Consider the following 26,702-nt stretch of genomic DNA (forward strand, 5'->3'; position numbering starts at 1 on the left):
ATATCTTAATTTAATTTGAACTCAACGTCCAGAATAACCAGGGTGTTCACTGGGTTTCCGTTCATCTTGCCAGGCTGGAAGCGGGCGGCTTTGACGGCGGCAATCGCCGCTTCATCCAATCCACCGGCTCCGGACTGAACCGATTTCCGAACTTCCACATTGCCCACCCGGCCGTCTTTGTAAACCTCCACTTCCAACACCACTGTTCCCTGCACACCGGCCTTTTTGGCAAAGGCGGGATAGGCAGGATTGATGCTACTGATGGGAACGGGGGCATCTTCATAAGGCTCGAAGCCGGGAGGCATTTCGTCTTCATCGACTTGCAGGGTAGTGCTGGTGGTGGCCTGGTAGTCTCCAAAGATCTGCAAGGCCTGGGCTCTTTGTTCAGCCAGTTCCGGAGTGTCTTCAGTGGCCAGTTCTTCACTGAACACGGGGATGCTGATCTCTATCTCCTGTTCCTGCACGTCCTCTTCTTTTTCGCGCTGGTCCGGCGGCGCTTCGGCCATTTCAGCCAGCGCGGATTCTTCTTTGCTTTGTTGCGATTCCATCCTTGGCATAACCAGGAAGCCGAACAGTATAAGGGTTATGGCCAAGGCCAGCGCTTTGCTGAACTGGGCGTTGGCGTGGTCTTTCCAGTCAATTATCTTGGCAGCCATATTTCACCTCTTATAGCTTTCTTTGCACTTCAAAGACAACGTTGCGGGTGTCAGCGTCCTGAAGGCGCATCATTACATCACGCACAGCCTGATAGCGGGTGTCTCTGTCCGTTCTGAAACATACCTGCAGGGTAGGGATCTCCCGGGCTTTGGCTTTCATCGTGGTAACAATGGAATCATCTTCCACCGAGCGAGGAAAGTCGTCGATCAGGATATCCTCCTTACGCGTGATATATATGGTCGCGGATTCGTTGCGGGATACACGTTCTATGTTTTCCGAGGCAAAGGGAAATCTGTCCCTATTCACCCAGAAAACCCGTTCCTGCACGAAAACCGTGGAAACCATGAAGAAGAGCAACAGCAAAAAGGCGATGTCGCCGGTCGAAGTGGTGGGAATGCTCACTTCCGGCTTTTCTTTCAACATAATCTTGGCCATTGCTTTGCTCCTATATTGCTGTGGAGATGGAGATCATGGCCCGGTCACGGTATGTGACCAAGTGGTCAACCAGTCTCACCATCTCGCTGTATTTGGCTTCGGGATTCGTCTTCACCAGGAAGAGCATCTTAGTTGATTTAAGCTTGGGGTCTGTTTCCTGCCTGTTGATGGAGTCGCGCAATTGTATCTTTTCCAGGATAAGCTTGTCCAGTTCGGCATCGCTGTAGGAGCGCGGCTCATCATTATTGACCTTCAACAATCCTGTTTCCATGATCTCGAGGCGGGTCATTTCCTTTTCTGTGAGCTTGAGCTGGGTGGTCTGAAGCTGTTCCTGGGTTACGGCTTTGTTCAACTGAACCTTCACGCCTTCCTTGACGTCGAACTTGGTGGTTGACATAAAGAAGACAATCAGCAGGAAAGCGATGTCGCCAGTTGACGTGGTCGGTATACTGACGCTACCCCTTTTCTTGCGGGTGATTTTCATTATTTCCCCCTATCAAGACTCGATGAGGGCTTCTGTAACCTTCTCTGAGGCTCTTTGCATGTCGATAACTATGCCATCCACCATGGTGGTGAAGATGTTATAAAGCAATTGCACGGGAATGGCGACGATCAAGCCCCATTTGGTGGTGATCAAAGCGACCTTGATACCGTCGGCCACAATGGTGGCGTCCACAGAACGGGCTTTGGCGATGGCGTCGAAGGCGATGATCATACCGTCAACCGTACCCAAGAACCCCAGCATGGGGGCCAGGGTGATGGCTGAGGTCATTTCCACGAAGCCTTTCTCGAGGTAAGACATTTCGATCATGGCGGCGTTTTCCATGTTCTTTTCCACCGCATCTGCGCCGCGTTCGGCTTTCAGCAGGCCGGCATAGACAACTGCCGACACGGGGCCGCGGGTGTTTTTTGCAAATTCAATGGCTTCCTTGATCTTCTTCTCTTTGACCAGGGCCAGGATCTTGTTCAGGAAGTCGTTGAGGTTGATCTTCGCGTACATCAGGGCAATGAATTTCCAGATCATGTAGGCGAGGCCGTAAATGGCAACGAACAGGATCGGCCACATGGCCCATCCGCCATCGATGAATTCTTTCACCAGGGCACGGCCGAACAGGAATTCAGCCACTCCTTTGAGTCCGGATGATTTTTCTTCGATCGGAGCGGTTTCGGCTACAGGTTCTTCAGCGATGGGTTCGGTGATGGCGGTGTCGCTTTCGGCAGCCGCTGTGGTGGTTGTTTCTGTTTGGGCATAAGCCAGGCCAACGAGCAGCATGCTCATCAGCACTATCAGGGGCAGTATTTTCGAGAAGCTTTTTCTCATGTTATCTTTCCTCCAGGGGATTTCTAAAAGTTGAACGACACACCAAAGGTGACGCCGCGATAGTTGCTCCAAAAACTGGGGTTTTGGATGTATTTATCGTAAACAAATCTAACTTCGGGATAGGTGTAGCCGGTATTGGCGTCGGCGAGGTCCGGTTCGCTTCCGGTATGCAGTTCGCTGCCGGTTTTGGGGTACACGGTGTACACGTTTCTGGTTCCGAAGAGGTTTTCCACGTCCATGAAGAGGCGAAGGTTCATCTTCTGGGAGAGGGTGATGCCTTTGGTGATGCGCAGATTGGCCTGATGGGTAAATTTCTTGCGGGCGCTGTTAGTGTCCAGCATGCTGTTCCCTTCCACGCTCTGCGGAGTATAGGGCGCCCCGGAGGCGAAGCTCCAGTTGATGTTCGCGCTCAGGTCATCCACGGGCAGGATGAAGTCTGTGAAAGGAACGAAGAATTCTTCGCCGCGGCCTATCCTGAAGGTGTAGTTCAGGCTCAGGTTGTGGCGCACATCCCAGTCCAGCGGAAATTCGCGCAGGTTGGTGGCTTCGTCCTGAATCACGGTGGAGGAGTTGTTTCCCTGCGCCCAGGCCAGAGAGTAGGCCACGGACCAGTTGTTGAAGTTGGACATCATTTTTTCCAATTGGACGTCGATTCCGCGGGCGGAACCGTAGTCCTCGGAAATGAACTGGTACCAGAAGATCTGCTCTTCGCCGGGTTTGGCGACCTTCATTGTGCTTACATAGTTGTAAAGGTTCTTGTAATAGGCGGTCATGTCAAGCACGTAGTCGTCGGAAAGCTGGTGGGAAAGGCCTACTTCGTAGGTCTTGGTGATCTGCGGCTCCAGCTTGGTGTTGCCGACAGTGATGGTCTGGTCGGAAACATTGGCGTCGGCGGGGGTTTTGGAAGTGAAGATGAACTGCATCTGAGGCAACTGGTTCTGATAGTTGTAGGCGAAGCGCAGCACGTCGCGGTCGGTGATGGGGTGTGAAACGCCCAGGCGCGGGGAAAGCATAAGCTGCCAGCGCTCGCTGGGGTCGAAATCCACTTCCCGGTAGCTGGCGTCGTCTTGCAGCACCTTGTATTTGGTTCCCAGATACCAGAGGTCAAGACGCAGGCCGGCATTCACGATCATGCCTTCCCATACCATCTTGTCCTGGAGGTAGTAAGCCGCCTGCCAGGGATCGGCTTGATAGCCGTCGCGTTTGCCTGAAGCTTCCTGGGCGGCTTTGAAATAATCAGCGGGTTTGTAGATGGGAATCAACACTCCGTCGTCGGTTTCGTACATTGAGTAAAGTTCATTAGGCACGTTGGTTATGTTGCCGTCTGCATCATATTCGGGAACAAAATCCGCCATGCCGTTCCATTTGCGTTTCAGGCTGGCTTGGAACCTGTCTTCATAGATATTCAGGAAATTCTGCAGCTGGTCTTTCTTGATCGAGTGCTTGATCAGCTCCAGGCCGGTCTTGGCCAGATGGGTTTCGTTAACCTGCCATTCAAAGTCGGCCCGGGCGCTCGCTGAAGTGGTGATGTCGTCCTGGAAAAACTGATAGATGTAGCCGGGGGGCGTGAAGCCCGTCACCATGCGCGGGTCTTCCACGCTGGCGATGCGGTAGGTCCAGAAAGAATAATCGAAGTAATCGGCATCGCTGATCCCGTCACCGTTGTAGTCAGGGCTGTACACACCGTCTGAGTTGTGGTCCACGCTGTCCCAGCCCTGGTTGCCCAGCAGCACGTTGTCCACGTAGTCCTCGCCGGGATTTTCAGGATCCAGGCCATCATACATATAGAGGTAGTTGCTGCGGTCGATCCCGCGGGGTCCAGTTTTGCTATCCTTTTGGTAATAGCTGCCTTTCACCTTGATGTTCATGGCCGGGTTGAAAGCGTATTCGTAGTTGGCGACATACTGCCTCTGTTCGGTTTCGCTCACGGCATAGGTGTCCAGCGCGTAACGGTTTTGCCAGGAGAAGGGGTAATCGAGGGAGCGGTCGCCGCGGATGCCCAGAGTGATGCGCTGGATGTCGCTGATCACGAACTTGGTTTTCAGGTTCACGTTGTAGGCATTATAGTTGCGGTTGCCGAAATCGATGCCCAGGAATCTGGTCCTGTCGGCATAGGGGTCGTTGACCGGATACTCATATTCCAGCAACTGCCGGTACTTGCCGGTGAGCGAATCGAAAAAGACATACTCCGACATCGGGTCCGCGACGTAGTATTGTTTCATCCGGCCGTCCATCCATTCGCCGCCGCCATTGAAGAAGAAGGTGAGGCGTTCGCGCAGTTTTTCTGAGCCCAGTGCCCAGATGGGACCGCCAATGGCAAATTTGACCACGTCAGAGTTCCTGCCTGAGCCGATGATGTGATCGGTGTTGTATTCGATCTTTCCGGAAAAGAAAGGATCGCCGTCCTTGGTGACGATGTTGACCACGGCGGCCTGGGCGTTTCCGTATTCAGCAGGGAAACCGCCGGTCATCACTTTCATGTCGAGGATGGCATCCGTATCCACCTGGAGAGCGCTGCCGCCGTCCACGGGATCGGTAACCGATTGGCCGTCAACCGTGAAGTTGATTTCGTTGGCGCGACTGCCACGGACGTGAAGCTCTCCGCCGATGTTGGAAACACCGGCCTGCAGAGCCATGATCCCGGCCACGTCACTCACAGAGACATCGCTCATGCGGTCCATTTCGATCTGGCGCTCAGACGCCGTGCGGTCTTTACCAACCACGTCCTGTTCTGCGGTTACCGTGACGGAGGCGATTTTAACGCCGGCTTTTTTCATCACGGGCGAGAGGCTGGCAGTCTGGTCAACCTGGATGCGGACATCAGTGTAGGTGACGGAGTCGTAGCCAATCAGAGAAAACTTCACTGTGTACATCCCGGGCGGGATGTTGATGAGAATTCTGCTTCCCTTGGCGTCGGTCTGTCCACCGGTAATCCGCTGGTTACCTCTCATGACAATGATGTTAACGTATTCAAGTGGTTTGCCTGCGTTGTCTCGCACGCGAACAGCGAGGCGTCCGGTCGTGGCTGCTTCCAAAAAAGTGGCGCAACCGATTAACAGTATAAGCAGGATCAATGCAGTTTTTCGCATCGAAAAACCTCCCTTCTTGTATGGCTTTTTTACTCTTAATTCACGCTCTGTAAAGAAATACATTCATTCTCAACACAGTATTTCTACGTAGGATGCGATTATCTGGCTCAGCCAAAATCGTCAAGCATTTTTTCGCGAAATGTTTTGCGGGACTGTTTTTCACCCTTAATCTTGGCGCTCTAGAATCCGGATAAAATTCCCCTCTCTTCGTCTTTCCGTTTCTATGGATATTTCTGAGGAATCCGCCCTATTAAGGGCTGGATGGCTGTCTGCTTCTGCCTTTCCCGGGGTTAGGCCCTTTGCCCCTTCCCACTCACAACCCATTCACTTCCCGCTGAGTTCCCGCCTGTCAAACGGGAAGTCAACGGGAAGTAAGTGAGAGGCTAATTGGATAGGGCAAAGGGCCGGTCAGGTTGGCCAAACCGGCCTAACAGCATTCGCGGCAGGGGGTAAAAGTGGTTTGATGGGCCGGGGTCAGTCAATGATGAGGACTTTTTCATCCGGGTCGCGGGATGTATCTATCTCTCCGATCACCAGCGACGAGGTGGCGGAGATGAATTCCGTGCTGAAAGCCGGATCGACAGCCGCGATCATGCCCAGGCCCAGATTGAAGGTTTCCAGCATTGTTTCCCGGCTCAGGCCGCCGGAGGTTTGCAGCCAGGTGAAGAGCGGCGGGATCTCGTGTTCAGCATAACTGACAACTCCGCAGAGCCCCTCCGGGATGATGCGTTTTAGGTTTCCGGGAATGCCTCCGCCTGTGATGTGGGCCAGGCCATGCAGCCGCTCATCGTGGAGTAGCGGTTTTAGCATGGGCAGATAACTGCGGTGAACGCTGAGCAGCAGTTCCGCGACTGTGGCATCCAGTTCCGGAACTCTATCCGCGACGTCCAGGCCGAGGCGGTCAAACACGATCCTGCGAGCCAGGGAATAGCCGTTGGTGTGCAGCCCACTGCTGGGAATCCCTATGAGGATGTCGCCTTTTTTGATCCTGGCCGCGGGCAGCAGATGCTCTTTGTCCACCACGCCCACGATGGTGCCCACGAGGTCAAAATCGCTACCCTGATAGATGCCCGGCATTTCCGCCATCTCACCGCCGATGAGGGCGCAGCCGTTTTCCGAACAGGCTTTAGCCATGCCAGAGATGATCTGGACAACCATGTCCGGCTCCATTTTGCCCAGGCCGATGTAATCGAGAAAAAACAAGGGCAGGGCGCCCTGGACGAGAATGTCGTTTACGCAGTGGTTTACCAGGTCCTGACCAATGGTGTCGAAGCGCCGGGCTTTGATCGCCACGCGGAGTTTGGTGCCCACGCCGTCTGTGCTGGACACCAGCACCGGTTCGCGGTATGAATCCTTGGGAAAGCGGTACAAGCCGCCGAAACTGCCCAACTCACTGAGCACATTGGCGTTGTAGGTTCTGGCTACAATTCCCCGGATGGAATCAACGGCCTGTTCGCCGGCCTTGATGTCCACTCCCGAGCCGCGGTAGTCCATAGTGTCTTTGTTCATGCTGGTTTTGCCTCGATCAAGCCCAGTTGCGCAACTGGTGGACTTTTTGCTGCAATTCCGAAAACTCCAGATTGACCAAGCCATCCACGCTGAAGGCGGACACGTTCTTGGCCGCGAGCACCGTTCCGAAACGGACGGCTTTACGAATCACGTATTTGTTCAATTCATCCTGGGTGGCTAGATAGCTCATGAAGCCCCCGGCAAAGCTGTCTCCGGCGCCGGTGGGGTCCTGGATCCGCTCCACCGGATAGGCCGGGGCGAAAAACAAATCGTCTGGCAAAATGGTTACGCTGCCGTATTCGCCGCGTTTGATCACCACGGCTTTCACACCCATTTCCAGAAGGTAGCGCCCGGCGGCAAAGATGCTGTCCAGGCCTGTGTACTGGCGGATTTCGTCTTCATTGATGAAGACGATGTCCACCTTGCGGATCACCTCGGAAAGAAGTTCCGGACACAGTGATATCCAGTAGTTCATGGTGTCGCAGGCTGCCCACTTGTAGCTTTCGATCTGGTTCAGCACCTGCAACTGCAGTTGGGGGTGGATATTGGCCAGAAGCAGGCTGCGGCAGCTTCTGCAGGAGGGGGGAAGCTGAGGCGAAAAATCCGCGAAGACGTTCAGATCGGTGCTAAGGGTATCCGCCTGGCTCCACTGGCGGTAAGCGCCGCTCCAGCGGAAGGTTTTTCCGGGCTTGGTTTCGAGACCGTCCAGGTTGACCTTGTGGGCCTCAAGCAGTTCTACCCCGCGTGCGGGGTAATCTTCGCCCACGACACCCACAATGTAGGTGGGGCCAAAATATGAGGCGGCTAGGGAAGCATAGACGGCAGAACCGCCCAAGGCATCTTCAACTTTGCCGTGCGGAGTCTCGATCGTGTCCAGTGCGACCGAGCCGACGATCACCAGGCTCATTAAAGGGCTTCTCCGTCCGGCTGGGGCTGAGTTTGGGGCGCTTGGGAACTGTCGGGCGCTGTGTATTCGATGCTGGGCAATTCTTTCTCACCCACTTTGTTCAGCCTGTTCAGCACGATGAAGATCGCGATGAGCGCCAGTACCATGATTGCCAGACGTTTCCAGTCGTAGGTTTTTTTGCGTTTGTCCTGCCAGCGTTCGCGGTATTTTTCATCCAGATCGGTCATAATGGTCCTCTTTTCTGGTCAGCGCGCCAGTTCGCCCAGGAATTTGGCGAAGCGTTCCACGCCTTTTTGGAGGTTTTCCATGCTGTTGGCATAGGAAAATCTTACGTTGGAGGGGATGCCGAAGGAATCGCCGGAAACGAGCGCCACGTGGTGCTTTTCCAGCAGGGCCTGGCAAAACTGGTCTCCATCCTTGATGCTCTGGCTGTTGTTGCTCAGATACCAGGAGATGTTCGGCATGATGTAGAAAGCTCCCTGGGGCTTGAAACAGGACACGTGGGGCAGCTTGCTCAGTTCGGCATAGAGGAAATCGCGGCGCTTTTCAAACTCCGCGCGCATATTTTCAATGGAGTCGTCTTCCTCGGCGAGGGCGGTCACGCAGGCTTTCTGGGTGATGGAGTTCACGCAGGAGGTGGCGTGAGCCTGAACCCTGCCAGCGGCCGCTATGATATGGGCCGGGCCAGCGGCGTAGCCAAGCCTCCAGCCGGTCATGGCATAAGCTTTTGAAACGCCGTTGATCACCACGGTCCGGGCTTTGATTTCCTCGTTCAGGGAGGCGATGGAAATGTGCTTGATCCCGTCGTAAACCAAGCGTTCGTAGATTTCGTCCGAAACCACCAGGATGTCGTTTTTCACGCAGATGGCGGCGATGGCTTCCAGTTCCTGCCTGGTGTAAACGGCTCCAGTGGGATTGTTGGGGCTGTTCAGCAGCAGCACTTTGGCGCAGGGGTTGGCTGCGATGGCCTGGTTCAGTGAATCCGCGGTGAGTTTGTAGGAATCTTCCTCAAAAGTGGGCACGATCACCGGTTCGGCGTTGGCTAGCATTGCCTGGTAGGGATAGCTGACCCAGTAGGGTGCGGGCATCAGCACCTGGTCCTGGGCATCGCAGACCGCGATCAGGATGTTTACGATGGAAGCTTTGGCGCCAGGTGAGACCAGCACTTCTTTGGGTTCGTAAGCCAGTCCGTTGTCCCGCTCGAGCTTGTCACAAATGGCCTGGCGGAGTTCGATGATGCCGGGGTTGGCGGTGTAGCGGGTGAAGTTTGCCTCAAGGGCGGCATGAGCCGACTTTTTGATGTATTCGGGGGTATTGAAATCGGGCTCACCCACGCCGAAATTCACCACGTCGATGCCGGAGGCCATCATCTCCTTGGCCCTGGCTGAAAGGGTGAGAGTGGGGGAGGGTTTTACCAGTTTGATTCGGTTTGATATTTTTATAGCCATGTCTTTATCCTTTTCTTTTGTTATTTTGGGCCATCAACAGCACCAGCACGCAGGTGTGAACTATATCTTCAGAGGAACAGCCGCGGGAGAGGTCACAAACCGGGGCGTCCAGGCCCTGGATGATGGGGCCGATGGCTTCTGCTTTGGCAAAACGCTGCACCAGCTTGTAGCCGATGTTGCCGGATTGCAGGTCTGGGAAAATAAGGGTGTTGGCCTGTCCGGCCACTTTGCTGTCTGGAGCTTTCATTTTGGCAATGTTGGGAACGATCGCCGCGTCCAACTGCATCTCGCCGTCGAAATCGAAATCAACCTGGCGTTCGCCCAGGATTTTAACCGTTTGCTGGACTTTTTCCACATTTTCGTGCTGGGCACTGCCCCGGGTGGAAAATGACAGCAAAGCCACCTTGGGTTCGTCGCCCAAAATGGCTCTGCGCGTTGAGGCAGTGCTGAATGCGATATCAGCCAGCTGTTCCGGGTCAGGATCAGGCACCACGGCGCAATCTGCGAAGAGATAGACCCGGTCTTCCCCCATGTAGTCATTCACCACCATTATGAAACAGCTGGAAACGGTTTTGATGCCGCTGGTGACGCCCACCACCTGCAGAGCCGCGCGCAGGACATCGGCTGTGGTGTTGGCGGCGCCGGCCACCATGCCATCAGCGTATCCGAACTTCACCAACAGGGTGCCAAAATACAGTTCATTCAGAACTGTCTGGCTTGCCTGCTCGCGAGTGACGCCTTTCTCTTTGCGCTTCTCATAATAGAAATCCGCGAATTTGCCGATTTCTGGAAAGTTGGCAGGATCGATCACAGTGGCCCGGCTGAGGTCAAGTTCCAGAGTCTTTTCCCGGGTTTTGATCTCTTCCGGTTTGCCCACCAGGACGATGTCTGCCAAACCCTCAGCCAAAATTGCATGCGCGGCCTGAAGCGTCCTGGTGTCGGCACTTTCAGGCAGCACGATCCGCCCTTCGATGAGTTTGGCCTTGGCCTTTAACTCGGTGAGGATATCCATACTCTATGCTCCATTTTTATCATTATCTATCACGATGCGCGAAATGTCCGCCACGCGCAGGAATTCATTTTTGACCTCGCTCAAGAGGGCATAGCGGTTTCCACGCAGGTTTGGATCATCACAGTTGACCAGCACTGCGTCGAAAAAGTTGCTGGTGTTGGCACCGTAGCCAACCAGATGGTTAATCGCCTGCTGATAATCGCAACCTGCCAGGCTGCCGGTGATTTTTGTTCGCAGAGTCTGCAGCGAGGAATAGAGATTTTTTTCCGCTTTCGCTGTAAACAGCGATGGTTCCAGAGCCGGAACGCGCTCCACTTTTTCGATGATGTTGGCTACCCGTTTGTAGTTGTTCACGAGGTCGTGGAAGTCTTCCCGGCTGCGGGAGCTTTGCAAAACCTCCCCCCGTGTTTTCAGGTCAGTCAGGTTACCAAGTGAAAGGTGCATCAGGCTGTCGATCACGTCATAATCCAAACCCAACTGGCGCAGCAACCACTCAACCCGCAGGCGGAAAAAGGCCTGAACATCGCTGTGGGCGGTGGAAGTAAGCTCTGACCGTTGTTCCACCAGGTTCAAGGTATAATCGATAAGTTCGGATAAATTGATGCTCCAGCCGCGTTCCACTATGATCTGCACCACTCCGTTGGCCGCTCTGCGTAGGGCAAAGGGGTCCGCGGAGCCGGTTGGGACCTGGCCAATGCCGATTATTCCGCACACGCTGTCCATTTTATCGGCCACGGCAACAATTGCCCCAATGAGGGTTTGGGGCAGCCCGTCATTGGTGCCCCGGGGCTGGTAATGTTCGTGAATGGCTTCCGCCACCCGGCTGTCTTCACCGCTGGCCAGGGCGTAATGCTTGCCGATATATCCCTGCAGCCTGGTGAATTCTTTCTCTCCCAACATCGTGGTGACCAGGTCCGCCTTGCAAAGCAGCGCTGTCCGTTTGGCCAGAGCCGTGTTTTCTTCGTCGAGGCACAGCCGACGGCAGATTTCCCCTGTGATCTGGCCAACGCGCTCCGTCTTGTCTGCCAGCGTGCCGAGCTTGGATTGGAACACAACTTCGTGTAACTGCTCCACATAAGCTTCCAAGGGTTTCCTGGTGTCTTCCTGATAATACCAGAGGGCGTCCGCGAGCCTCGCTGCCACAACCTTTTCATTGCCTTTGCGGATGAGGTCTGAATACTCGGGGTCGCCGTTTGAGATGAACACGAATTTGTTGCTCAGACGGCCTTCCGCGTCCTGAACGGAATAGTATTTCTGGTTTTGGCTTATCGTGGAAGTGATGATCTTTTCAGGCAGTGAAAGGAATTCCGGGCTGAATTCACCCACCACCGCAGTGGGCATTTCCACCAGATCGGTTACCGTGTCCGTAAGGCGTTCATCTTCAACCACCTTGAATCCCATTCCCGGGTTCACGGAGGCAAGCTCAGCCACCAGTTTTTCCCGTCGGGCGGCTCTGTCTGCCATCACGGCATTGCTGGAAAGAACCTGAAGATACTCATCCGCGGAGTTTATCTCCAGCGGCCTGTCAAGCCCCAGAAACCGGTTCCCGAAGCTATGTTTGCCGCTCTTGACCCCACCAGCTTCCACCTCAAGGACTTCATCCCCCCAAAGCACACAGAGCCAGCGCAACGGACGGGACAGGGCAAGGCGGGAACTGTTCCATATCATGGTTTTGGGGTAGGGAATGTGGTTCAGAAGGTCCGGAATCCATTCCTGCAGGATTTCTGCAGTGTTCCGGCCTGGCTTAATGTATTTGAGGGCAATGAATACGCCTTTGTCGGTTGTTTCTATTTGGAGGTCTTTGGCTTCGGCGTTGTTCTTTTTTAGGAAGCCCAAAGCCGCGGGGAGAAGGTTGCCGTCCGCGTCGTAGGCTATCTTTTTTGCCGGGCCGGTTTTGTTCACCTGGATATCCGGCTGGGTGCTCTGAACCTGGCGCGCGATGAGAAACATGCGCCGGGGGGTCGAACCGGTCATCAGTTCAGAGTATTGCAAACCCACGTCCCGCATCAGATTCTGAAAAGAGGACTGGATGAATTCCACCGCCGGTTGTAAATGGGGTGCGGGAACCTCCTCGGTTCCAATTTCCATCAGAAAATCACGCGTCAAAGCTTTCACCGGAACAGGGTTCAGAATTCGTAGCTGAGGCTGATCTGGTTGATCCAGCCCAGGTCTCCGTATGAAGAAACGCCGTAATCGACCCGGTAATTGTTCCAGTTCCAGCCCACGCCCAGGGACAATCCTGAAAGAAAGGCGAAAGTGCCGCCGTTGTAGCCGTCACCGGCATTGGTCCTGAAACCTCCCCGCAGGTCGAAAGCGGGCGTCAGTCCATATTCAACCCCGGCTTTGGCAACTATGTCTTCTCCGGTGGCTTTGACAATGTCGAGGCTGGCCATCAGCCTGGGGTTGAAATCGTATGTCATGCCGGCGGCGAAGGTGAAAGGCAGCTTTTCCTTATAATCGGAACCGGTGTAGCGGGTTATCTGCAGGCCGATGTTGCGCAGGCTGATCCCCACTTTGAGCTTTTCGCTTGCGGGATGGTGGATGAGGCCCAGGTCCAGCATCGCGGCTGTGGAGGAACTGCTGTCAATCTGGTCGTAGATCAATTTCAGGGTCCCGCCAAGGTCCACAGCGTCGGAGATGTATTTGGCCAGGGAGGCGCTGGCAACAATGTTGTTGGCCCCAAAGGTCTCTCCGGTCGAAACCAAGTCGCCGTTCTGGTCCACCTCAGTGCGTTCCATCCTGCCCATGTTCATGTATTTGAGGGCAAAACCCCAGGCCGTGAAGCGGTCTTTGGGCCAGAGATACTGCAATTGGCCGCCCTGCGAACCCACGAAAGAGTTGGTATAGGTGGTCCCGACCTCGTTTCCGTCGATTTTGATGATCGAGGCCGGGTTGAAATGCAGACCGTCCGGATTGCCGGTTTCGCCGGTGAGAGCCTGGCCCATGGCGATGGCCCGGGCCGAATAGACGTTTTTCAGGCTGGCGAACCCGGTGGTTCCGGCTTCGTCGTTCACCGCCAGCAAGGGCAGCAAACCAAAGCTAAGCATTAATGCTGTCAGTAATGACTTCTTCAATCGTAAGCACGTCATGGTATAATTCCCTTTCGCAGGTTGCGTTGATTAGGGTGTTGCGGTTCTCGCTATTCCTCAGGTATTCGGAGAGCGAGCGCAGGATTTTCATATATTCTTTGCCGGCTTTTTGGGGAACCGCTATCATAAACACCAGTTGCACCGGCAGGTCGTCCACGCTATCAAATTCCAGCGGCTCGCGGACAAGGCAGACCGCGATCTTGATGCAGGTAACGGTCAGATCTCGCGCGTGAGGAATGGCCACGCCTTTGCCGATGCCGGTGCTCATGATGTCCTCACGGCCTTTCACCGCGGCCAGAAACCGCTCTGGTAAATCCAGGCAGCCGCTTTCCGCCAGCAGGTCTGTCATATAGGCCAGACAATCGGACTTCGATTCGAATCCATCGACGATCTTTACTAACTCGGGTTGGAAAAGTCTGTTCATCTTCGCACCATATTTTTGATTCAAACATGATTTTTTGATACTCCGTTTCCGTCAACCAAATTTTAGGCTCCCTTTCAAATTAGGTGTTTACCCCGGTGATTTCGATCCCGGAGGGTTGCATGGACAGCGGGTGTGTGAAGCAACCGGGTTGAAGCGATGCCATCTGGCCGTTAACACCCTTTCCTAGGTTTCGGTATTGCCTCCCGCACGATGCCCGCATTCGATACGAGTATTTGGCGGGAGGCGGGGGAGAGGGACGGTCGCGAGCGCTCAGGGCCTGACTGGCAGGATACAGCTCTTACTCGTTCACGAAAGATTTTCCTTGATTGAATCTGTGCTTTGAATATTCTGGTTTTTTGTGGAAAAATCCTTGGGAAAAGGAGCAAAAACAATGAAGGTAATAGAAGGTAACCTGGTTTCGAAGGGCTACAGATTCGCCCTGGTGGTCAGCCGTTTCAATGAACTGGTAAGCCGCAAGCTGATGGAGGGGGCGATGGACTGCCTGCTCCGTCACGAAGTCTTGGAAGACGATATCACGGTTATTTGGGTGCCCGGTGCTTTTGAAATCCCGCAGATGGCCAAAGCCGCGGCGCAGAGCGACAGTTACGATGCCGTAATCTGCCTGGGCGCGGTGATCCGGGGCGGCACACCCCATTTTGAATATGTGGCAGCGGAGGTTAGCAAAGGGGTGGCCCAGGTTGCCCTGAGCCAATCCAAGCCCGTGATTTTCGGAGTGCTTACCACAGACACTATCGAGCAAGCCCTGGAACGCGCCGGCACCAAAGCCGGGAACAAAGGTTTTTCCGCTGCCAGCGCGGCTTTGGAAATGCTCAACCTGATGGCGGAACTCAAGCTTGGGACTAAGGCGTAAATCCCGCGAACTGGCGGCCCAAACCCTTTACGCGCTTGATTTTCGGGAACTGGACCCGGAGTTCCTGGAATACGGGATGCTGAACAGCTATCCCGATGTGCTGAATGAACTCGCCAAACTGGAAAAGATGCGCAACTCGGCGACGGTGATCGATTTTGCCGACGATTTGGTGAAAAACGCCATCATCAACCGCACCGAGATCATCCAGAAAATAGAGAAACACAGCGAAAACTGGAGCGTGGAAAGTATCTCCCACATGGACAGAAACGTGCTGCAAGTAGCTGTATATGAATTGCTCTATACGGACACTCCGCCGGCTGTGGTGATCAACGAAGCGCTCGAAATCGGCAAGAAATTCTGCGAGGAAGGCGCGGTGAAGTTTATCAACGGGGTCCTGGATTCCGTGAACAAAGAACTGCGCGCGAAGGAAAGCATAGAGGGCATTGCCCGACTGAGGTAAAAATGGAAAAGAACCCAGCTTTGATCTGCTCTTTGGGCGTGTTCGCCTATAACGAAGCGGATAACATCATCCCCCTGCTGGACTCGCTTTGCAATCAGAACTTAAAGCAGGCCAGCATCGCGGAAATCATTGTGGTTTCCAGCGCCAGCACGGACGGCACGGACGAACTGGTGGAGAATTATACCAGCCGGGACCCGCGGGTGCGCTTGATCCGCCAGGCAAGGCGGGAAGGCAAATCCAGCGCCATCAACCTATTTATTGCGGAGGCTAAATCGCCGATCCTGATAGTGATTTCCGGAGACGTTATCCCGGCGCCCACAACTATCGAAAAACTGGCCGTAGCTTTCAATGACCCTAAGGTTGGGGCCAGTGGCGGCAGGCCTGTTCCTGTGAATCCCGTCAACACTTTTATGGGTTTCGCTGTGCATCTGCTCTGGCGCTTGCATCACCGCATGGCCATGATTTCGCCCAAATTGGGTGAAATGATAGCCTTTCGTAAGCTGATGGATTCCATCCCGGCCGAATCCGCGGTTGACGAAGCCAGCATCGAGGCCATTGTCCGCTCCCACGGTCTGAAACTTCGCTACGTTCCTGACGCGATCATCAGCAACAAAGGCCCCACGAACCTGAAAGACTTCATCAAGCAACGCCGCCGCATCCAGAACGGCCATCTCTGGCTGAAGCAAAAACAGGACTACAAGGTGGTCTCCCAGGATGGGGGCACCCTGCTCTGGATACTCCTGGCCGAATTGCGCGAATACCCGGCTTCTGCACCCAAAGTGTTTGCCGTGATGCTTTTGGAAATGTATTGCCGGCTTTTGGGCTCCTGGGATTTTTACATCAAGGGCAAAAACCCCTTCGCTTGGGATATCGCCCGGTCCACCAAGGATTTGGGACGTTAAGGATTTTTGAACGCCATGCTCAATCTGCTTTTCAGGATGCTCGGATACTGGCTGATGAAGCATCTCGGTTTTCCCCGCCTCCTGCCCATGAGTTATACCGTAAGCCTGCTCTACACCTGCAATTCGCGCTGCAGCACCTGTAATGTCTGGAAGAAGAAAGCCCACAATTTCACAGTGGAAGAATACGCCAAAACCTTCAAGAAGATAGGACGCTCGCCTTACTGGATCACATTCAGCGGAGGTGAGCCCTTTCTGCGCAAGGACATTGTGGAAGTGGTCTCCACCATTTATGAGATTTCACGCCCCAACATAATCAACATCCCCACCAACGGCATCCTCACCGGCACCATAGTGGAAAAGACCGCCGCGATCGCCAGGGCCTGCCCCAAGTCCCAGGTGATCATCAACATATCGGTGGACGGCATCGGCGAACAGCACGACGAGATACGCAAGGTGCCAGGCAACTACAAGAAGACGATGGCCACCTTCCAGAAGCTAAAAGCCCTGCAGATCCCCAATCTGGCAGTGGGCATCCATACCGTGATTTCGCAGTTCAATGTGGATACCTTTCCAGGCATCGCCAACGAATTGCTGCGTCTTAAACCGGATGCCTACATCACCGAGATTGCCGAGGAGAGGGGAGAACTGGACACCTTTGGGGCCCAGATTACGCCCAGCCTTGTGGCTTATAAATCCGCCATCGATTATCTAATCCACCGCATCAAAAACGAAAAATACAAGGGGATGAACAAGATCACAATGGCTTTCAGGATAGAGTATTACAATCTGGTGAAACGCATCATGCGCGACGAACGCCAGATATTGCCCTGTTATGCCGGAGTGGCTTCAGCCCAGATCTCGCCGGACGGTGACGTTTGGAGCTGCTGTGTCAAGGCAAAGTCTTTGGGCAATCTGCGCGCCAGTAAATACAATTTCCGCGAGATTTGGTTCAACCACGAATCCGAACTGGAGCGCCGTTCCATTCATAAAAAACAGTGCTGGTGCCCACTGGCCAACGCCGCCTATACCAACATGCTGATGGATATTCCCACGCTGATGAGGGTTTTTTGGCGCAGCATGATCAAATGGTGGAATTAAAATGATCAAACTACAAAGCAAATACGCCCTGTCTCCTCAAAGCATCTGTGAACACCAGTCTTCCCAGGATGGCCGTTACGCCTGGTTCCTCTGCGTGGCCCACGAAGAGAACGACATCGCCTTGGAGGAGATCCTGGCCGGGGTGAAACTGGAAGTATTGAATGCCAAGGTGCTTGAGATCAGCAAGATGGAGATCGAGAACTGGCTCAAGAGCTTCTTCGCTGATTTCCACTGGAAGCTGCATGCCAGCCTGCGCCGCACAAATCTGCGGGAAAAGGGCCTGTCCCTCTTTTTCGCTGTGTGTTTTGACCATGATCTCATCTTTGTGCAGTTTGGCCGTCTCTTTTGTGCCGTCACCAATGGGAAAAAACTGGAAACGGTGGGCCGGAACTGGAAGAATTACCACGTGCAAAGCTTGAAGAATCTGAATCTGCTGGGCCTTTCGGAAGAAGACATCCGGGTGAAACCGCTAAAATTCCATCTGAAAGAAAATGAAAGCCTGGTGGTGCTGCCCGGAAAAGTGGCAGCCAAGGTTTTCGGAAGCTCTCCTGACGTGAGCAGCCTGCAGCCGCTGGTGGAATCCTTCAGCTCTGCCTCTCCGGCGCTGTGGCTCATCCTCAAGCATCAAACTCCTCTGGCCAAACCCAAAAAACGCCGACTGACCAAGCTGGAGATCAGCACCCTGTTCCTGCTTCTGGGAACGGCTTTGGCCATAATTTACATGGCCCTGGGGAACCGCATCATCGGTGTGGGCTTCTACCGCGCCAAGAAAATGGTCAACGAAAAGATCGAGCAGGCTATAACCGTTTTGAACATGCCGGCCCGGAACGTGCAACTGGTCCGGAATTGGAGCATGGAACTGCCCTTCAGGGTTACATCCTCTCCCGCATTCAACCAGCAGAATGTGTTTCTGGTCAGCGGGGCCGATATCTACGCTTATAAGCTTTCCTCCCGCGAGCAGCTTTGGAAACAGAACTATCCTGCCCCGGTGGGCGCGATAATGACCACGGCGGCTGGACTGAACGCAACCCTCACCAATGGCAACACCTTGGGGCTGGATTTGCGGGGAAATGAAGTCTGGAGCCAGTCGTTGCAGGCTCTGGCTAACGAAAAGTCCAACCTGACCATGCTGGAGATCACGCCGGCTCAGGAAAAGCGCATCGATAAAAACCTCACCGTGCTCCCTCTCAGGCGGGGACTGGCAATTCTGGACAGCCAGCAGGGCAAACTGATGAGTGAACTGTCCCTGCCGGAAGAGCTTAGGTTTATATCCATGTATGACGATTACAACAGTTGTTTTTACCTGGTTACGCAGGATTCCCTGGTCTGCGTGAACCTGAACATTGTGAACTAAGATGCCCCGAAACCTGCTTTCGATCATACTCCTGATCCTTTCCACCACCTTGGGTGCCGTGACCGGAAACGTCACCACCACGGGCTTCGCCCGGCTCCAATATGACGGCGGAGGGGATTGGTACAACGATCCGGAGGTTTTGCCCAATCTGGCCCGTTTTGTGAACGCGAGCCTGAACACCACTTTTCCCCTCGACCAAAGCGTGGTCAAAGCCGGCGAAGCAAAGCTTTTCGAATATCCTTTCGTTTATTTAACCGGGCACGGCAACATCCGCTGGGATGACCGCGAAGTGGAAAATTTGCGCCAGTGGATGCTGCGCGGGGGCTTTCTCTACGCCGATGACGATTATGGCATGGATTCCTCTTTCCGGCGTGAGATCAAACGGGTCTTTCCAGAATACGAGCTGGTGGAGTTGGATGGCTCTTCACCCTTGTTTACCAGCTTTTTCGATTTTAGCGGCGGTCTGCCCAAAATCCACCTGCACGACGAAAAGCCGCCCCAGGCCTTTGGCATTTTTGACGATGACGGCCGCCTGATGTGTCTATATACCTACGAAACAAATATCAGCGACGGCTGGGCCGATCCCGCCACTCACAAGGATCCGCCGGAAGTGCGCGAAACAGCTCTCCGCTTTGGCTGCAACATCATCTACTACCTGCTTACCCGGAGTTGAGATGCGCATCTGCGTGCTGTCTGACGTGCATTACAAATACGTGTTCAAAGACACTTACGACCGTGCCAACGCCAATCTGGCGCTCGACTTTCTGAAACAGGCAGTGGGAAAATACGACTTGATGGTGCTCAACGGCGATATCTTCGACCTCTGGTTCGACTGGAAATACGCCATCATAAAGCAGTACTTTCCCATTCTCCACCGCCTGGCGGAGATTCGTGAACACGGCTGCAGGCTGGTTCTGATCAGCGGCAACCACGATTTCTGGTTCAATGATTTTTTCCGAGATTATCTTGAAATCGAGGTTTACAATAACTCTTTCAGCCTGAAGGAGGACGGCCTCAGGGTGCTGTTCACCCACGGCGATTTGCACACCGTGAACGACCTCCGCTACAAGTTTTTCCGGCGCCTGATCCGCATGAAGCTCAGCAAGAAGCTCTTTTCCCTGTTGCACCCTGATCTCGCTCTGTTGATCGGGGGAAAGCTCTCCCGCTCCAGCCGGTTCCGGCAGGTATCCTCTCTGCTCCAATCCAAAAAAAGTGCGGGACTGAGCCGTTACGCGGAGTATATGATTGGAAAAAAGGATTATGACCTGGTTTGCATGGGCCACAGCCACCATCCCGGGATAACCCGGCTAAAAGGTGGAATTTACGCCAACAGCGGCGACTGGACCCGGCACCACAGCTACCTGGAGATAGATTCTGGCCAGGTGAGCCTCAAATATTACAAAAGCAAGGAGATGCACAATGCTCAAAACCCCGCAGAAGATCGCCCTGGTGGCGATGGTCCTGGTTCTCAGCCTCAGCCTGCTGAACTGCCAGACCAATGAACTGAAGTCGGCAGGAGCCGCAAAACTGGAGGAAAAATTGGATAAGGAAACCCAAGTGAAGACCGCAGTGATCGAAACCAACCAAGGCAACATTGAGCTGGAACTCTGGCCCAATCTGGCACCCAAGACGGTGGACAACTTCCTGAAACTGGCGGCGGAAGGCTTTTATAACCAGACCTACTTTCACCGCGTCATCCCGGATTTCATGATCCAGGGCGGTGACCCCAACACCAAGGACGGCGACCGTTCCAATGATGGCATGGGCGGGCCCGGCTACCAATTTGAAGACGAATGCTACGCTCCGGGTGAAGCGGTCACCGGCGAGGTCAACGATGAAGAGACAGCCATGCTGGTCTGGACCAAGATCATCATCCCCTACATGCAGTCGGGCAAAAATCCCCAGCAGGAGGTCTTCGACATCGTAAGAGCCGTGCAGGAAGAACAGAGTCCGGAACCGATCTTTGGCAAGACCGTGGAGTGGTACCAGAACCGCACCGGCATCAGCGAACCACTCCGGAAACAAATACTTAAGGCCTCCGTTCTTTATTCCTACATCTGCATGGCCAATTCCGGACCCAACACCAACGGCTCCCAGTTCTTCATCGTCACCAAACAGCCCGGAACTCCCTGGCTGGACGGCAAACACACCGTTTTCGGCAAAGTAGCCAGCGGCATGGACGTGGTGCACAAGATAGAAAATCTGCCCCGGGACAAACAGGACAATCCAGAAGTTGGAAACCGGGCCATCATCAAGGCCATAAACCTAACGAAATAAGGCTCTACCATGGCACGAACCTCTGAATCCGCCCTGCAGCAGGAGATCATGGCCTGGATCAGCCAGAACCAGTATGTCTATCTGGCCACGGTCGATAAAAAACAAGCCCGGGTACGTCCCGTGGTGCTATTCATGTATGAAGACCGCTATTTCTTCGCCACCTTCAGCGGAGACGCGAAGGTCGGCCAGATCAGTGCCAACAAGTGGGTGGAGGTCTGCGTGCCTCTTCGTGAATCCGGGAACACAGGCTACATCCGCCTCACTGGCATTGCCAGGATTGTTACCAACGCAGCGCTCAAGGCTGAAGCCTCCGAGCGCTGCTTCTTTTTTGACGAATATTTCCACGGCTATGATGATCCGGACTACACCTTGATCGAGTTTGAAGCCGACTTCGCTGAATACCTCCGTCCCGGCGAGCGCACCAGCCAGACCTGCAACCTCAAACGCCATACCGGTTGACACCGGAGCAGAATCAGGATTGATAATGAAAGCGATTTTCACCTACGACGACGAGCAACTAGGCAAGAGTTACATCGTGATCCCCAAAATCCGTGAGATCAGCAGGGTTCTGGGTAATGTTGTGATCACATTCGACAACGGAGACAAGCGCACCCTGGCTGTGGACGACACCCAGGGTGCAATCCAGCAGATGCTGGAGGCCATCGAAAAGTTCTATTCGTGATCGCCCACCCGGTTTCCAACCCCATCCTGCTGGCTCTATTGGGGACAGGCTTTACCTGGATGATGACGGCTATCGGATCGGCTTTTGTCTTTCTTTTCCGCGCCATCAAGCCCTGGCTGCTGGACACCATGCTGGGTTTTGCCGCAGGAGTGATGATCGCGGCCAGCTTCTGGTCGCTGCTCAATCCGGCCATCAACCTCAGCAACGGAAATCCTCTGCCAGCCTTGGTCGGGTTTTTGCTGGGAGGGGCATTCCTGCGTGGAGTGGACGCTCTGTTGCCACATCTGCACCCGGGCAAAGAGATGGGCGAACAAGAAGGCCTGAAAACACCCTGGGGCAAATCAACCCTGATGTTCCTGGCTGTCACGCTCCACAATTTCCCGGAAGGACTGGCTGTGGGCGTGGCTTTCGGAGCTTACGCTTCCGGATTTGCCGATGCCACTCTGGCCGGGGCTATGGCCCTCACTCTGGGCATCGGGATCCAGAACCTGCCCGAAGGCGCGGCCCTCTCCATTCCGCTAAGGCGGGAGGGGATGTCGAGGTGGAAAAGCTTCTTCTGGGGCCAGTTCTCTGGCATGGTGGAACCGCTGGGGGGCTTGCTGGGAGCGGCTTTGGTGATGGTTGCCCGTCCGGTTTTGCCATACGCGCTAGCCTTTGCCGCCGGAGCCATGATCTTCGTGGTGGCGGAAGAGGTGATCCCCGAATCGCAAAAAGGCGAACACTCGCACCTGGCCACTTTGGGCGTGATGCTCGGGTTCGCTCTGATGATGTTTCTGGACGTGGCCCTGGGCTGAAGGCTCAGGCCTGTTTCCGCTTCAGATAGCGCTCTTCCTCGCTAAACACACAGCCGCAGTATTTCTGGCGGTACATTCCGGCTTCCCTGGAAAGCCGTGTTCCCTCATCCCAAAGCTCTCTCCAGTCGCGGTAAAAGAAGCTCACTTGGTACTTTGCCGCCATCTCCTCCGCAATCTCTTTCAGCAGTTCGTGGTTTTGGTATTTGCTATAGAACAGCGTGCTGGAAAAAGCGTCAAAACCGTTTTCGGAAGCCGTTTTGGCTGCTGTTTCCAACCTCAGTCGGTAGCAGTGCCCGCATCTGGAGTCGAGCCTGTCCACAACCGCTTTCACGAAGTCCCTGAGGCCGTAATCATCTTTAACGATCAGCGGAAATCCCTCCCGCTCCGCGAAATCCTTCAGCGTTTGCAACCGCTGGCGATATTCTGTAACGGGATGGATGTTGGGGTTGTACCACAGCACCGAAACGTTTACAGCTTCGATTTTCAACTCCTGGTACGGGGCGATCAGGCAAGGCGCACAGCAGCTGTGCAGCAGCAGTTTTTCAGTCGCGGACATGGTGGGCCATGGTATCCGGCAGTTCCAGCGATAGTTCCACCAAACCGCCCAGTTCTCCATTTTGATACCAGGGCTGCTGGTAGATAAGCTTTTTTACACCCTGTTTTTCAATGGTGTAAACGTTGTTCTTTCCTGTAGCCAGCATATCCCTGATGATGGCCACGGAGCAGGGTTTGTGGCAATCGAAGAGGCTGGTGCCGATCAGCGCCGCGCCACCGCGGGAAGCGAAAGTGGCGCAGGCTTTCTCGTTCATTTCCAGGATCAGGCCGTCCCTGTCGCAGACCGTGATGGCGGCTGGAAAGTCCCTGATCCATTCGTGCATCAAAACTCCTTAAGCAGGTTCGAGGCCACGATCCCGCGCTGGATCTGGTTTGTGCCTTCGTAGATCTGCAGGATCTTGGCGTCGCGCATCATCTTTTCCACTGGATATTCCTTCATGTAGCCATAACCGCCAAGGATTTGCACGGCGTCGGTGGTAACCTGCATCGCCATGTCCGAAGCGAAATATTTGCACATGGCGGATTCCTTGCTGAAGTTGCGCTCGCCGGCATCGATCATCTTCGCCGTCTGCCAAACCAAAGCGCGGGCTGCCTCAATCTGAGTGGCCATGTCTGCCAGCATGAACTGGACAGCCTGGAAGCTCGAGATAGGCTTGCCGAACTGATGCCTTTCCTTGGAATACTTCACCGCCGCTTCAAAAGCGCCGCGGGCGATGCCCACAGCCTGAGAACCCACCATGGGGCGGGATTTGTCGAAAACCTTCATCGCGGTGATGAAGCCAGTTCCTTCGCGGCCCAGCAGATTGGCCTCGGGTACGGCGCAGTCCTCGAAGATCAGTTCCCGTGTGGCTGAAGCTCGGATGCCCATCTTGTTTTCCTTCTTGCCAAAGTTGAAGCCGGGAGTGCCTTTTTCCACTATGAAGCAGGAGCAGCCCCGGGCGCCCTTGGTTTTGTCCGTCATGGCGAAAACTGTGTAGATGCCTGCCTCGCCGCCGTTTGTGATCCATTGTTTGGTGCCGTTGAGGATGTAGTGGTCTCCTTCTTTGCGGGCAGTTGTTTCGATCGCTCCGGCGTCAGAACCGGCGTTCGCTTCGGTGAGCGCGAAAGCGGCAAGCTGCTCCCCGGCAGCGATTTGGGGCAGGTATTTCTTCTTCTGCTCTTCAGAACCGGCGATGGCGATGGGATACATGCCCAGGCCGGTGGCGCCAAAGGCCAGCGCGATGCCGGCGTCCACAGCGCAAAGCTCTTCTGTCACAACCACAAGGTCGGTCACTTTGCCGCTGATACCGTCATATTCTTCAGGCACAAGGATGGCGAAAAGGTCGCTTTGGCGCATCACTTCAACTATGTCCCAGGGAAAAATGCCTTCCTCGTCATATTTTTCAGAGAGAGGCCGCATCTTTTCTTCCGCGATGCGTTTCGCGATTTCCCTCATCTCGAGCTGGTCGTCACTTAAATAGTAGTTCATATCATAACTCCTTGAAAAGTATCATAGTTAATCAATGAACAGCTTTTTAGTTTGTAGCTGAGGCGTCAAGCAAAATCTGCCCTAATTGCAGATCAGCAATTTCCCCCTGTTATCCACGTCCGCTCCTTTCAGCACCCAGAAATAAACCCCGGCGGACAAGCCGTCCAGGCGGACTGAGGTTTCTCCTTTGGCCAGTTGTTGCTCATGGACCATTTGTCCCTTCAGGTTGTAAAGGCGGAATTCCCCCGCTTCGGAACCTTTGTCCAGATACAACGTTTCTCCCCGCTTGAGCGGATTTGGATAAACCCGGTGCCGCGCGGAAGGGAGCAGCTCATCGTTGGCGGCGGTTTCTTCGGGGACGACCAGGATGTCCGAGCTTGACAGCCCCACCTGGTATTGTCCCAGCAAAGTAAAATCGTGGCTGTAGGCGCGAACCAGCGAGAAAGTATCCCAGTTTTGTTTCAAAAGCGCGATCATGGCAGCATTGCCAGATACCATCGACGCTTCGTAGTTCAGTGGATTTGCCGCTCCGTGTTCAAGGCTGTGAGTGTCCGCGTTGTAGCTGTAGAGGGCGTTTCCGTAGCCTTCGCCGATGTAGCCTGTCCCGCCCGGGCTGATCCACAGCGAACCGGGATTGCCCCCAACGTCGAGGTGCTGGACGAGTTCCAGGGTGTCAAGGTCGATAATGTCCAGCTTGCCCGAGACGTTGCTCCAGTTGCCGGTGCAGGATACGTGCAGATATCCGTCCCGAAGCACCGCGAATTGAGGATTGGTCCAGGTCGGCACGGTCGCCGTAACGGCAAAGGAAGCCAGGTCGATAACGCTCACGGAGCTGTTAGCGTAGTTGTTATGGTAGCCGCCGGTATTGCAGACGTAGAGCCGCGTGCCGTCGGAACACAATCCCTGCGGCGCTGCGCCCACTTCCAGAGACCCCACCACGGAGTTGGTCTGCAGGCTTAGTTTATACACCCTGTTGGTGAAAAGGCCCGTCACATAGAGGAAATCACCCACTTTGAGCACATCGTAGGGATTGGAGGAAGGCGCAACCGGAAGATAGCGCTGATGGGCGCCGGTGAACCTGTTCAGCACCTGGACGGCGTTGTCACCGGTGCAGATCACGTAGATATGTTCCTCGTCCAGGTCCATAAGGTTGGGGGTCAGGCCCAGTTGGGCAAAGGAATTGTTCACGCTTCCGCTGTCAGTATCGATGCGTGAAAGCGTGCGGGAGGTGGAGTTGACCACGAAGATAACGTCGGCGGATAGCGCCGTCAGCGCCAGCAAAAGAGCCAGCGCCACAATCAGTTGTTTTGTTCTTGGCATAGCGTTCACCTTCTTCTTTTTTTGAATTAGGTCGCGCTACCTGCTCCGGGCTTACATAATCCGTATAAGCTGGCCGGAATCGGTGGCAGGTTTCCTGGCTCGCGGCGGCCATTTTGGAAGCCCGGCCTTCCCACGCTCTCTAACGCAGTGACCGGACTGGCCTCATCTGCCGCTTACAGTGGCGGTTACCGCTCCCGCTTTTCACGGGATTCCCTTTTACCTAAAAGTAGCACCATCTATTCTAAATGCCATTCTCTCCACCCGGCCAAATGTGTCAATCCCAAAATTCCCAGTTTCCAGAATATGTCATTCCGGAGGCGAATCGACCGGCATTGTCTTTATATTCAGCTTACTTTAGCAGCGTCACCCTTTTGCTCTGGACAAGCCTGTTATCCAGCGATAGGCCAAGCAGATAGATGCCATTGGCGCAGGCATTGCCCGTCTCATTGGTGCCATCCCAACTGAAGATTCCCCTTCCGGCCACATCCGGGGCAAGGCTCTTCACTTTCTGGCCTCTCAGGTTATAGACATTGATCCTGGCGTCAGTTGCTGTCACGCCGCTGCCTCTTGCAACGCTGTCCATGTGTCCACCAGGATGGTGGCTAACTGACTTAAAGGATTGGGATAAACGCTTAGCGCTTCACTTGGAACGGGCAACACGGAATCGTTATTACCAACCCAAGGTTCCGAGCCGTACTCATAACAGCCCATGTCGATGCAACCGTCCCAGATGCGCCAGTTGCCTGCCAGATCGTAAGGAAGCAGGCCAAGGCCTTCAGTATCTGGAGTCCCGAAGTTGATGCAGGGTGAGGCGGCTGAAAGGCTGTAATAGAGCGGATCATGGGTATCATCACCACCAAGAAAGAGGGGGTTGCCAGTGATGTTGGTTTCAGAGTAGTTAATTGTACAACCAATCCATGGCCAAATATCGCTATAACCATTCCGGATCAGGTTGTTTTCGAGGGTCAATGTGGTGGGGATACCTGTCCCATCCATGGGATTGATGGCGATTTCCTTGGACCTGTTGTTA

30 protein-coding genes and 1 riboswitch are annotated in these 26,702 nt (G+C 54.4%); of the genes, 11 read left to right on the top strand and 19 right to left on the bottom strand.

Annotation, left to right across the window (positions count from 1 at the left end):
* Positions 1-5 precede the first annotated feature (5 nt).
* The 13 genes from GX466_06315 to GX466_06375 all read right to left on the bottom strand — a co-directional run bounded on the left by GX466_06315 (position 6) and on the right by GX466_06375 (position 13,891).
* Positions 6-656, bottom strand: a complete 651-nt coding sequence (locus tag GX466_06315; GenBank protein ID NLH93816.1) for a TonB family protein — start codon at positions 654-656, stop codon at positions 6-8.
* 10 nt (positions 657-666) lie between these two features.
* On the bottom strand, positions 667-1,092 hold the full coding sequence (locus GX466_06320) for a biopolymer transporter ExbD (GenBank protein ID NLH93817.1): 426 nt from the start codon (positions 1,090-1,092) through the stop codon (positions 667-669).
* Between the two features lie 10 nt (positions 1,093-1,102).
* Entirely contained in the window at positions 1,103-1,576 is a 474-nt protein-coding gene (locus GX466_06325) for a biopolymer transporter ExbD (protein ID NLH93818.1), read from the bottom strand.
* Between the two features lie 12 nt (positions 1,577-1,588).
* Positions 1,589-2,365, bottom strand: a complete 777-nt coding sequence (locus tag GX466_06330) for a MotA/TolQ/ExbB proton channel family protein (GenBank protein NLH93819.1) — start codon at positions 2,363-2,365, stop codon at positions 1,589-1,591.
* Positions 2,366-2,436: 71 nt separating this feature from the next.
* On the bottom strand, positions 2,437-5,502 hold the full coding sequence (locus tag GX466_06335) for a TonB-dependent receptor (GenBank protein ID NLH93820.1): 3,066 nt from the start codon (positions 5,500-5,502) through the stop codon (positions 2,437-2,439).
* Positions 5,503-5,976: 474 nt separating this feature from the next.
* Positions 5,977-6,996 (bottom strand): phosphoribosylformylglycinamidine cyclo-ligase, encoded by a 1,020-nt coding sequence (locus GX466_06340; GenBank protein NLH93821.1) that lies wholly within the window; start codon positions 6,994-6,996, stop codon positions 5,977-5,979.
* A gap of 31 nt (positions 6,997-7,027) precedes the next feature.
* Positions 7,028-7,918, bottom strand: coding sequence for a sugar kinase (locus GX466_06345; GenBank protein NLH93822.1), 891 nt, complete (start codon positions 7,916-7,918; stop codon positions 7,028-7,030).
* Complete coding sequence (locus tag GX466_06350) at positions 7,918-8,145, bottom strand: hypothetical protein (protein NLH93823.1); 228 nt, start codon at positions 8,143-8,145, stop codon at positions 7,918-7,920. Before GX466_06350 ends, GX466_06345 begins: the two co-directional genes overlap by 1 nt.
* A gap of 18 nt (positions 8,146-8,163) precedes the next feature.
* Positions 8,164-9,366, bottom strand: coding sequence for a pyridoxal phosphate-dependent aminotransferase (locus GX466_06355; GenBank protein NLH93824.1), 1,203 nt, complete (start codon positions 9,364-9,366; stop codon positions 8,164-8,166).
* Positions 9,367-9,370: 4 nt separating this feature from the next.
* On the bottom strand, positions 9,371-10,378 hold the full coding sequence (gene pta, locus GX466_06360) for a phosphate acetyltransferase (protein NLH93825.1): 1,008 nt from the start codon (positions 10,376-10,378) through the stop codon (positions 9,371-9,373).
* Positions 10,379-10,381: 3 nt separating this feature from the next.
* Positions 10,382-12,466, bottom strand: coding sequence for a glycine--tRNA ligase subunit beta (locus GX466_06365; protein NLH93826.1), 2,085 nt, complete (start codon positions 12,464-12,466; stop codon positions 10,382-10,384).
* Between the two features lie 38 nt (positions 12,467-12,504).
* Complete coding sequence (locus tag GX466_06370) at positions 12,505-13,425, bottom strand: PorV/PorQ family protein (protein NLH93827.1); 921 nt, start codon at positions 13,423-13,425, stop codon at positions 12,505-12,507.
* Entirely contained in the window at positions 13,418-13,891 is a 474-nt protein-coding gene (locus GX466_06375) for a PTS sugar transporter subunit IIA (protein NLH93828.1), read from the bottom strand. The genes GX466_06370 and GX466_06375 overlap by 8 nt, the downstream gene beginning before the upstream one ends.
* A gap of 391 nt (positions 13,892-14,282) precedes the next feature.
* On the opposite strand from GX466_06375, the gene GX466_06380 reads away from it, so the two are divergent.
* The 11 genes from GX466_06380 (at position 14,283) to GX466_06430 (ending at position 22,329) form a co-directional block, all read left to right on the top strand.
* On the top strand, positions 14,283-14,762 hold the full coding sequence (locus GX466_06380; protein ID NLH93829.1) for a 6,7-dimethyl-8-ribityllumazine synthase: 480 nt from the start codon (positions 14,283-14,285) through the stop codon (positions 14,760-14,762).
* Entirely contained in the window at positions 14,746-15,222 is a 477-nt protein-coding gene (nusB, locus tag GX466_06385; protein NLH93830.1) for a transcription antitermination factor NusB, read from the top strand. Before GX466_06380 ends, nusB begins: the two co-directional genes overlap by 17 nt.
* A 2-nt stretch (positions 15,223-15,224) precedes the next feature.
* Entirely contained in the window at positions 15,225-16,124 is a 900-nt protein-coding gene (locus GX466_06390; protein ID NLH93831.1) for a glycosyltransferase, read from the top strand.
* Between the two features lie 81 nt (positions 16,125-16,205).
* Positions 16,206-17,222 (top strand): radical SAM protein, encoded by a 1,017-nt coding sequence (locus tag GX466_06395; protein ID NLH93832.1) that lies wholly within the window; start codon positions 16,206-16,208, stop codon positions 17,220-17,222.
* A 1-nt stretch (position 17,223) separates the two neighbouring features.
* Complete coding sequence (locus tag GX466_06400) at positions 17,224-18,576, top strand: PQQ-binding-like beta-propeller repeat protein (protein ID NLH93833.1); 1,353 nt, start codon at positions 17,224-17,226, stop codon at positions 18,574-18,576.
* Between the two features lies 1 nt (position 18,577).
* Positions 18,578-19,249, top strand: coding sequence for a DUF4159 domain-containing protein (locus GX466_06405; protein ID NLH93834.1), 672 nt, complete (start codon positions 18,578-18,580; stop codon positions 19,247-19,249).
* A 1-nt stretch (position 19,250) separates the two neighbouring features.
* Positions 19,251-20,078 carry a UDP-2,3-diacylglucosamine diphosphatase gene (locus GX466_06410; GenBank protein NLH93835.1) on the top strand — a complete coding sequence of 276 codons (828 nt, stop codon included), beginning with the start codon at positions 19,251-19,253 and terminating at the stop codon, positions 20,076-20,078.
* Positions 19,996-20,853: a peptidylprolyl isomerase gene (locus GX466_06415; GenBank protein ID NLH93836.1), complete on the top strand. Its 858-nt coding sequence runs from the start codon at positions 19,996-19,998 to the stop codon at positions 20,851-20,853. Before GX466_06410 ends, GX466_06415 begins: the two co-directional genes overlap by 83 nt.
* A 9-nt stretch (positions 20,854-20,862) precedes the next feature.
* The gene (locus GX466_06420) at positions 20,863-21,312 is read left to right on the top strand and encodes a pyridoxamine 5'-phosphate oxidase family protein (GenBank protein NLH93837.1); all 450 of its coding nucleotides are present in this window, start codon (positions 20,863-20,865) and stop codon (positions 21,310-21,312) included.
* Positions 21,313-21,337: 25 nt separating this feature from the next.
* A complete protein-coding gene (locus tag GX466_06425) occupies positions 21,338-21,535 on the top strand; it encodes a hypothetical protein (GenBank protein NLH93838.1) in 198 nt (65 codons plus the stop codon).
* Between the two features lie 59 nt (positions 21,536-21,594).
* Positions 21,595-22,329, top strand: coding sequence for a ZIP family metal transporter (locus tag GX466_06430; GenBank protein ID NLH93839.1), 735 nt, complete (start codon positions 21,595-21,597; stop codon positions 22,327-22,329).
* 4 nt (positions 22,330-22,333) lie between these two features.
* Here the strand turns inward: GX466_06430 and GX466_06435 are convergent, their stop codons facing one another.
* The 6 genes from GX466_06435 to GX466_06460 form a co-directional block, all read right to left on the bottom strand.
* Entirely contained in the window at positions 22,334-22,885 is a 552-nt protein-coding gene (locus tag GX466_06435) for an epoxyqueuosine reductase QueH (GenBank protein NLH93840.1), read from the bottom strand.
* Entirely contained in the window at positions 22,872-23,207 is a 336-nt protein-coding gene (locus GX466_06440; GenBank protein ID NLH93841.1) for a PAS domain-containing protein, read from the bottom strand. The genes GX466_06435 and GX466_06440 overlap by 14 nt, the downstream gene beginning before the upstream one ends.
* A complete protein-coding gene (locus tag GX466_06445; protein ID NLH93842.1) occupies positions 23,207-24,352 on the bottom strand; it encodes an acyl-CoA dehydrogenase in 1,146 nt (381 codons plus the stop codon). The genes GX466_06440 and GX466_06445 overlap by 1 nt, the downstream gene beginning before the upstream one ends.
* A gap of 81 nt (positions 24,353-24,433) precedes the next feature.
* Positions 24,434-25,672 (bottom strand): T9SS type A sorting domain-containing protein, encoded by a 1,239-nt coding sequence (locus tag GX466_06450; GenBank protein ID NLH93843.1) that lies wholly within the window; start codon positions 25,670-25,672, stop codon positions 24,434-24,436.
* Between the two features lie 66 nt (positions 25,673-25,738).
* Positions 25,739-25,924, bottom strand: a riboswitch (cobalamin riboswitch).
* A gap of 97 nt (positions 25,925-26,021) precedes the next feature.
* Complete coding sequence (locus tag GX466_06455) at positions 26,022-26,228, bottom strand: hypothetical protein (protein NLH93844.1); 207 nt, start codon at positions 26,226-26,228, stop codon at positions 26,022-26,024.
* On the bottom strand, positions 26,225-26,702 hold a 478-nt coding region (locus GX466_06460; protein ID NLH93845.1), incomplete at its 5' end, for a hypothetical protein. The genes GX466_06460 and GX466_06455, both read right to left, overlap by 4 nt.

The organism is Candidatus Cloacimonadota bacterium, from assembly GCA_012516855.1.
Taxonomy (GTDB): Bacteria; Cloacimonadota; Cloacimonadia; order Cloacimonadales; family Cloacimonadaceae; genus Syntrophosphaera.

Excerpts from the sequence above, each read along its gene's own strand:
- GX466_06325 (NLH93818.1), bottom strand. The coding sequence starts at position 1,576 with ATGAAAATCACCCGCAAGAAAAGGGGTAGCGTCAGTATACCGACCACG.
- GX466_06405 (NLH93834.1), top strand. The coding sequence starts at position 18,578 with ATGCCCCGAAACCTGCTTTCGATCATACTCCTGATCCTTTCCACCACC.
- GX466_06425 (NLH93838.1), top strand. The coding sequence starts at position 21,338 with ATGAAAGCGATTTTCACCTACGACGACGAGCAACTAGGCAAGAGTTAC.
- GX466_06450 (NLH93843.1), bottom strand. The coding sequence starts at position 25,672 with ATGCCAAGAACAAAACAACTGATTGTGGCGCTGGCTCTTTTGCTGGCG.
- GX466_06340 (NLH93821.1), bottom strand. The coding sequence starts at position 6,996 with ATGGACTACCGCGGCTCGGGAGTGGACATCAAGGCCGGCGAACAGGCC.
- GX466_06330 (NLH93819.1), bottom strand. The coding sequence starts at position 2,365 with ATGCTGCTCGTTGGCCTGGCTTATGCCCAAACAGAAACAACCACCACA.
- GX466_06375 (NLH93828.1), bottom strand. The coding sequence starts at position 13,891 with ATGAACAGACTTTTCCAACCCGAGTTAGTAAAGATCGTCGATGGATTC.
- GX466_06440 (NLH93841.1), bottom strand. The coding sequence starts at position 23,207 with ATGCACGAATGGATCAGGGACTTTCCAGCCGCCATCACGGTCTGCGAC.
- GX466_06380 (NLH93829.1), top strand. The coding sequence starts at position 14,283 with ATGAAGGTAATAGAAGGTAACCTGGTTTCGAAGGGCTACAGATTCGCC.
- GX466_06355 (NLH93824.1), bottom strand. The coding sequence starts at position 9,366 with ATGGCTATAAAAATATCAAACCGAATCAAACTGGTAAAACCCTCCCCC.
- pta (NLH93825.1), bottom strand. The coding sequence starts at position 10,378 with ATGGATATCCTCACCGAGTTAAAGGCCAAGGCCAAACTCATCGAAGGG.
- GX466_06390 (NLH93831.1), top strand. The coding sequence starts at position 15,225 with ATGGAAAAGAACCCAGCTTTGATCTGCTCTTTGGGCGTGTTCGCCTAT.
- GX466_06415 (NLH93836.1), top strand. The coding sequence starts at position 19,996 with ATGCTCAAAACCCCGCAGAAGATCGCCCTGGTGGCGATGGTCCTGGTT.
- GX466_06345 (NLH93822.1), bottom strand. The coding sequence starts at position 7,918 with ATGAGCCTGGTGATCGTCGGCTCGGTCGCACTGGACACGATCGAGACT.
- GX466_06335 (NLH93820.1), bottom strand. The coding sequence starts at position 5,502 with ATGCGAAAAACTGCATTGATCCTGCTTATACTGTTAATCGGTTGCGCC.
- GX466_06370 (NLH93827.1), bottom strand. The coding sequence starts at position 13,425 with ATGCTTAGCTTTGGTTTGCTGCCCTTGCTGGCGGTGAACGACGAAGCC.
- GX466_06410 (NLH93835.1), top strand. The coding sequence starts at position 19,251 with ATGCGCATCTGCGTGCTGTCTGACGTGCATTACAAATACGTGTTCAAA.
- GX466_06420 (NLH93837.1), top strand. The coding sequence starts at position 20,863 with ATGGCACGAACCTCTGAATCCGCCCTGCAGCAGGAGATCATGGCCTGG.
- GX466_06320 (NLH93817.1), bottom strand. The coding sequence starts at position 1,092 with ATGGCCAAGATTATGTTGAAAGAAAAGCCGGAAGTGAGCATTCCCACC.
- GX466_06315 (NLH93816.1), bottom strand. The coding sequence starts at position 656 with ATGGCTGCCAAGATAATTGACTGGAAAGACCACGCCAACGCCCAGTTC.
- GX466_06365 (NLH93826.1), bottom strand. The coding sequence starts at position 12,466 with ATGGAAATTGGAACCGAGGAGGTTCCCGCACCCCATTTACAACCGGCG.
- GX466_06445 (NLH93842.1), bottom strand. The coding sequence starts at position 24,352 with ATGAACTACTATTTAAGTGACGACCAGCTCGAGATGAGGGAAATCGCG.
- GX466_06430 (NLH93839.1), top strand. The coding sequence starts at position 21,595 with ATGATGACGGCTATCGGATCGGCTTTTGTCTTTCTTTTCCGCGCCATC.
- GX466_06350 (NLH93823.1), bottom strand. The coding sequence starts at position 8,145 with ATGACCGATCTGGATGAAAAATACCGCGAACGCTGGCAGGACAAACGC.
- GX466_06435 (NLH93840.1), bottom strand. The coding sequence starts at position 22,885 with ATGTCCGCGACTGAAAAACTGCTGCTGCACAGCTGCTGTGCGCCTTGC.
- GX466_06400 (NLH93833.1), top strand. The coding sequence starts at position 17,224 with ATGATCAAACTACAAAGCAAATACGCCCTGTCTCCTCAAAGCATCTGT.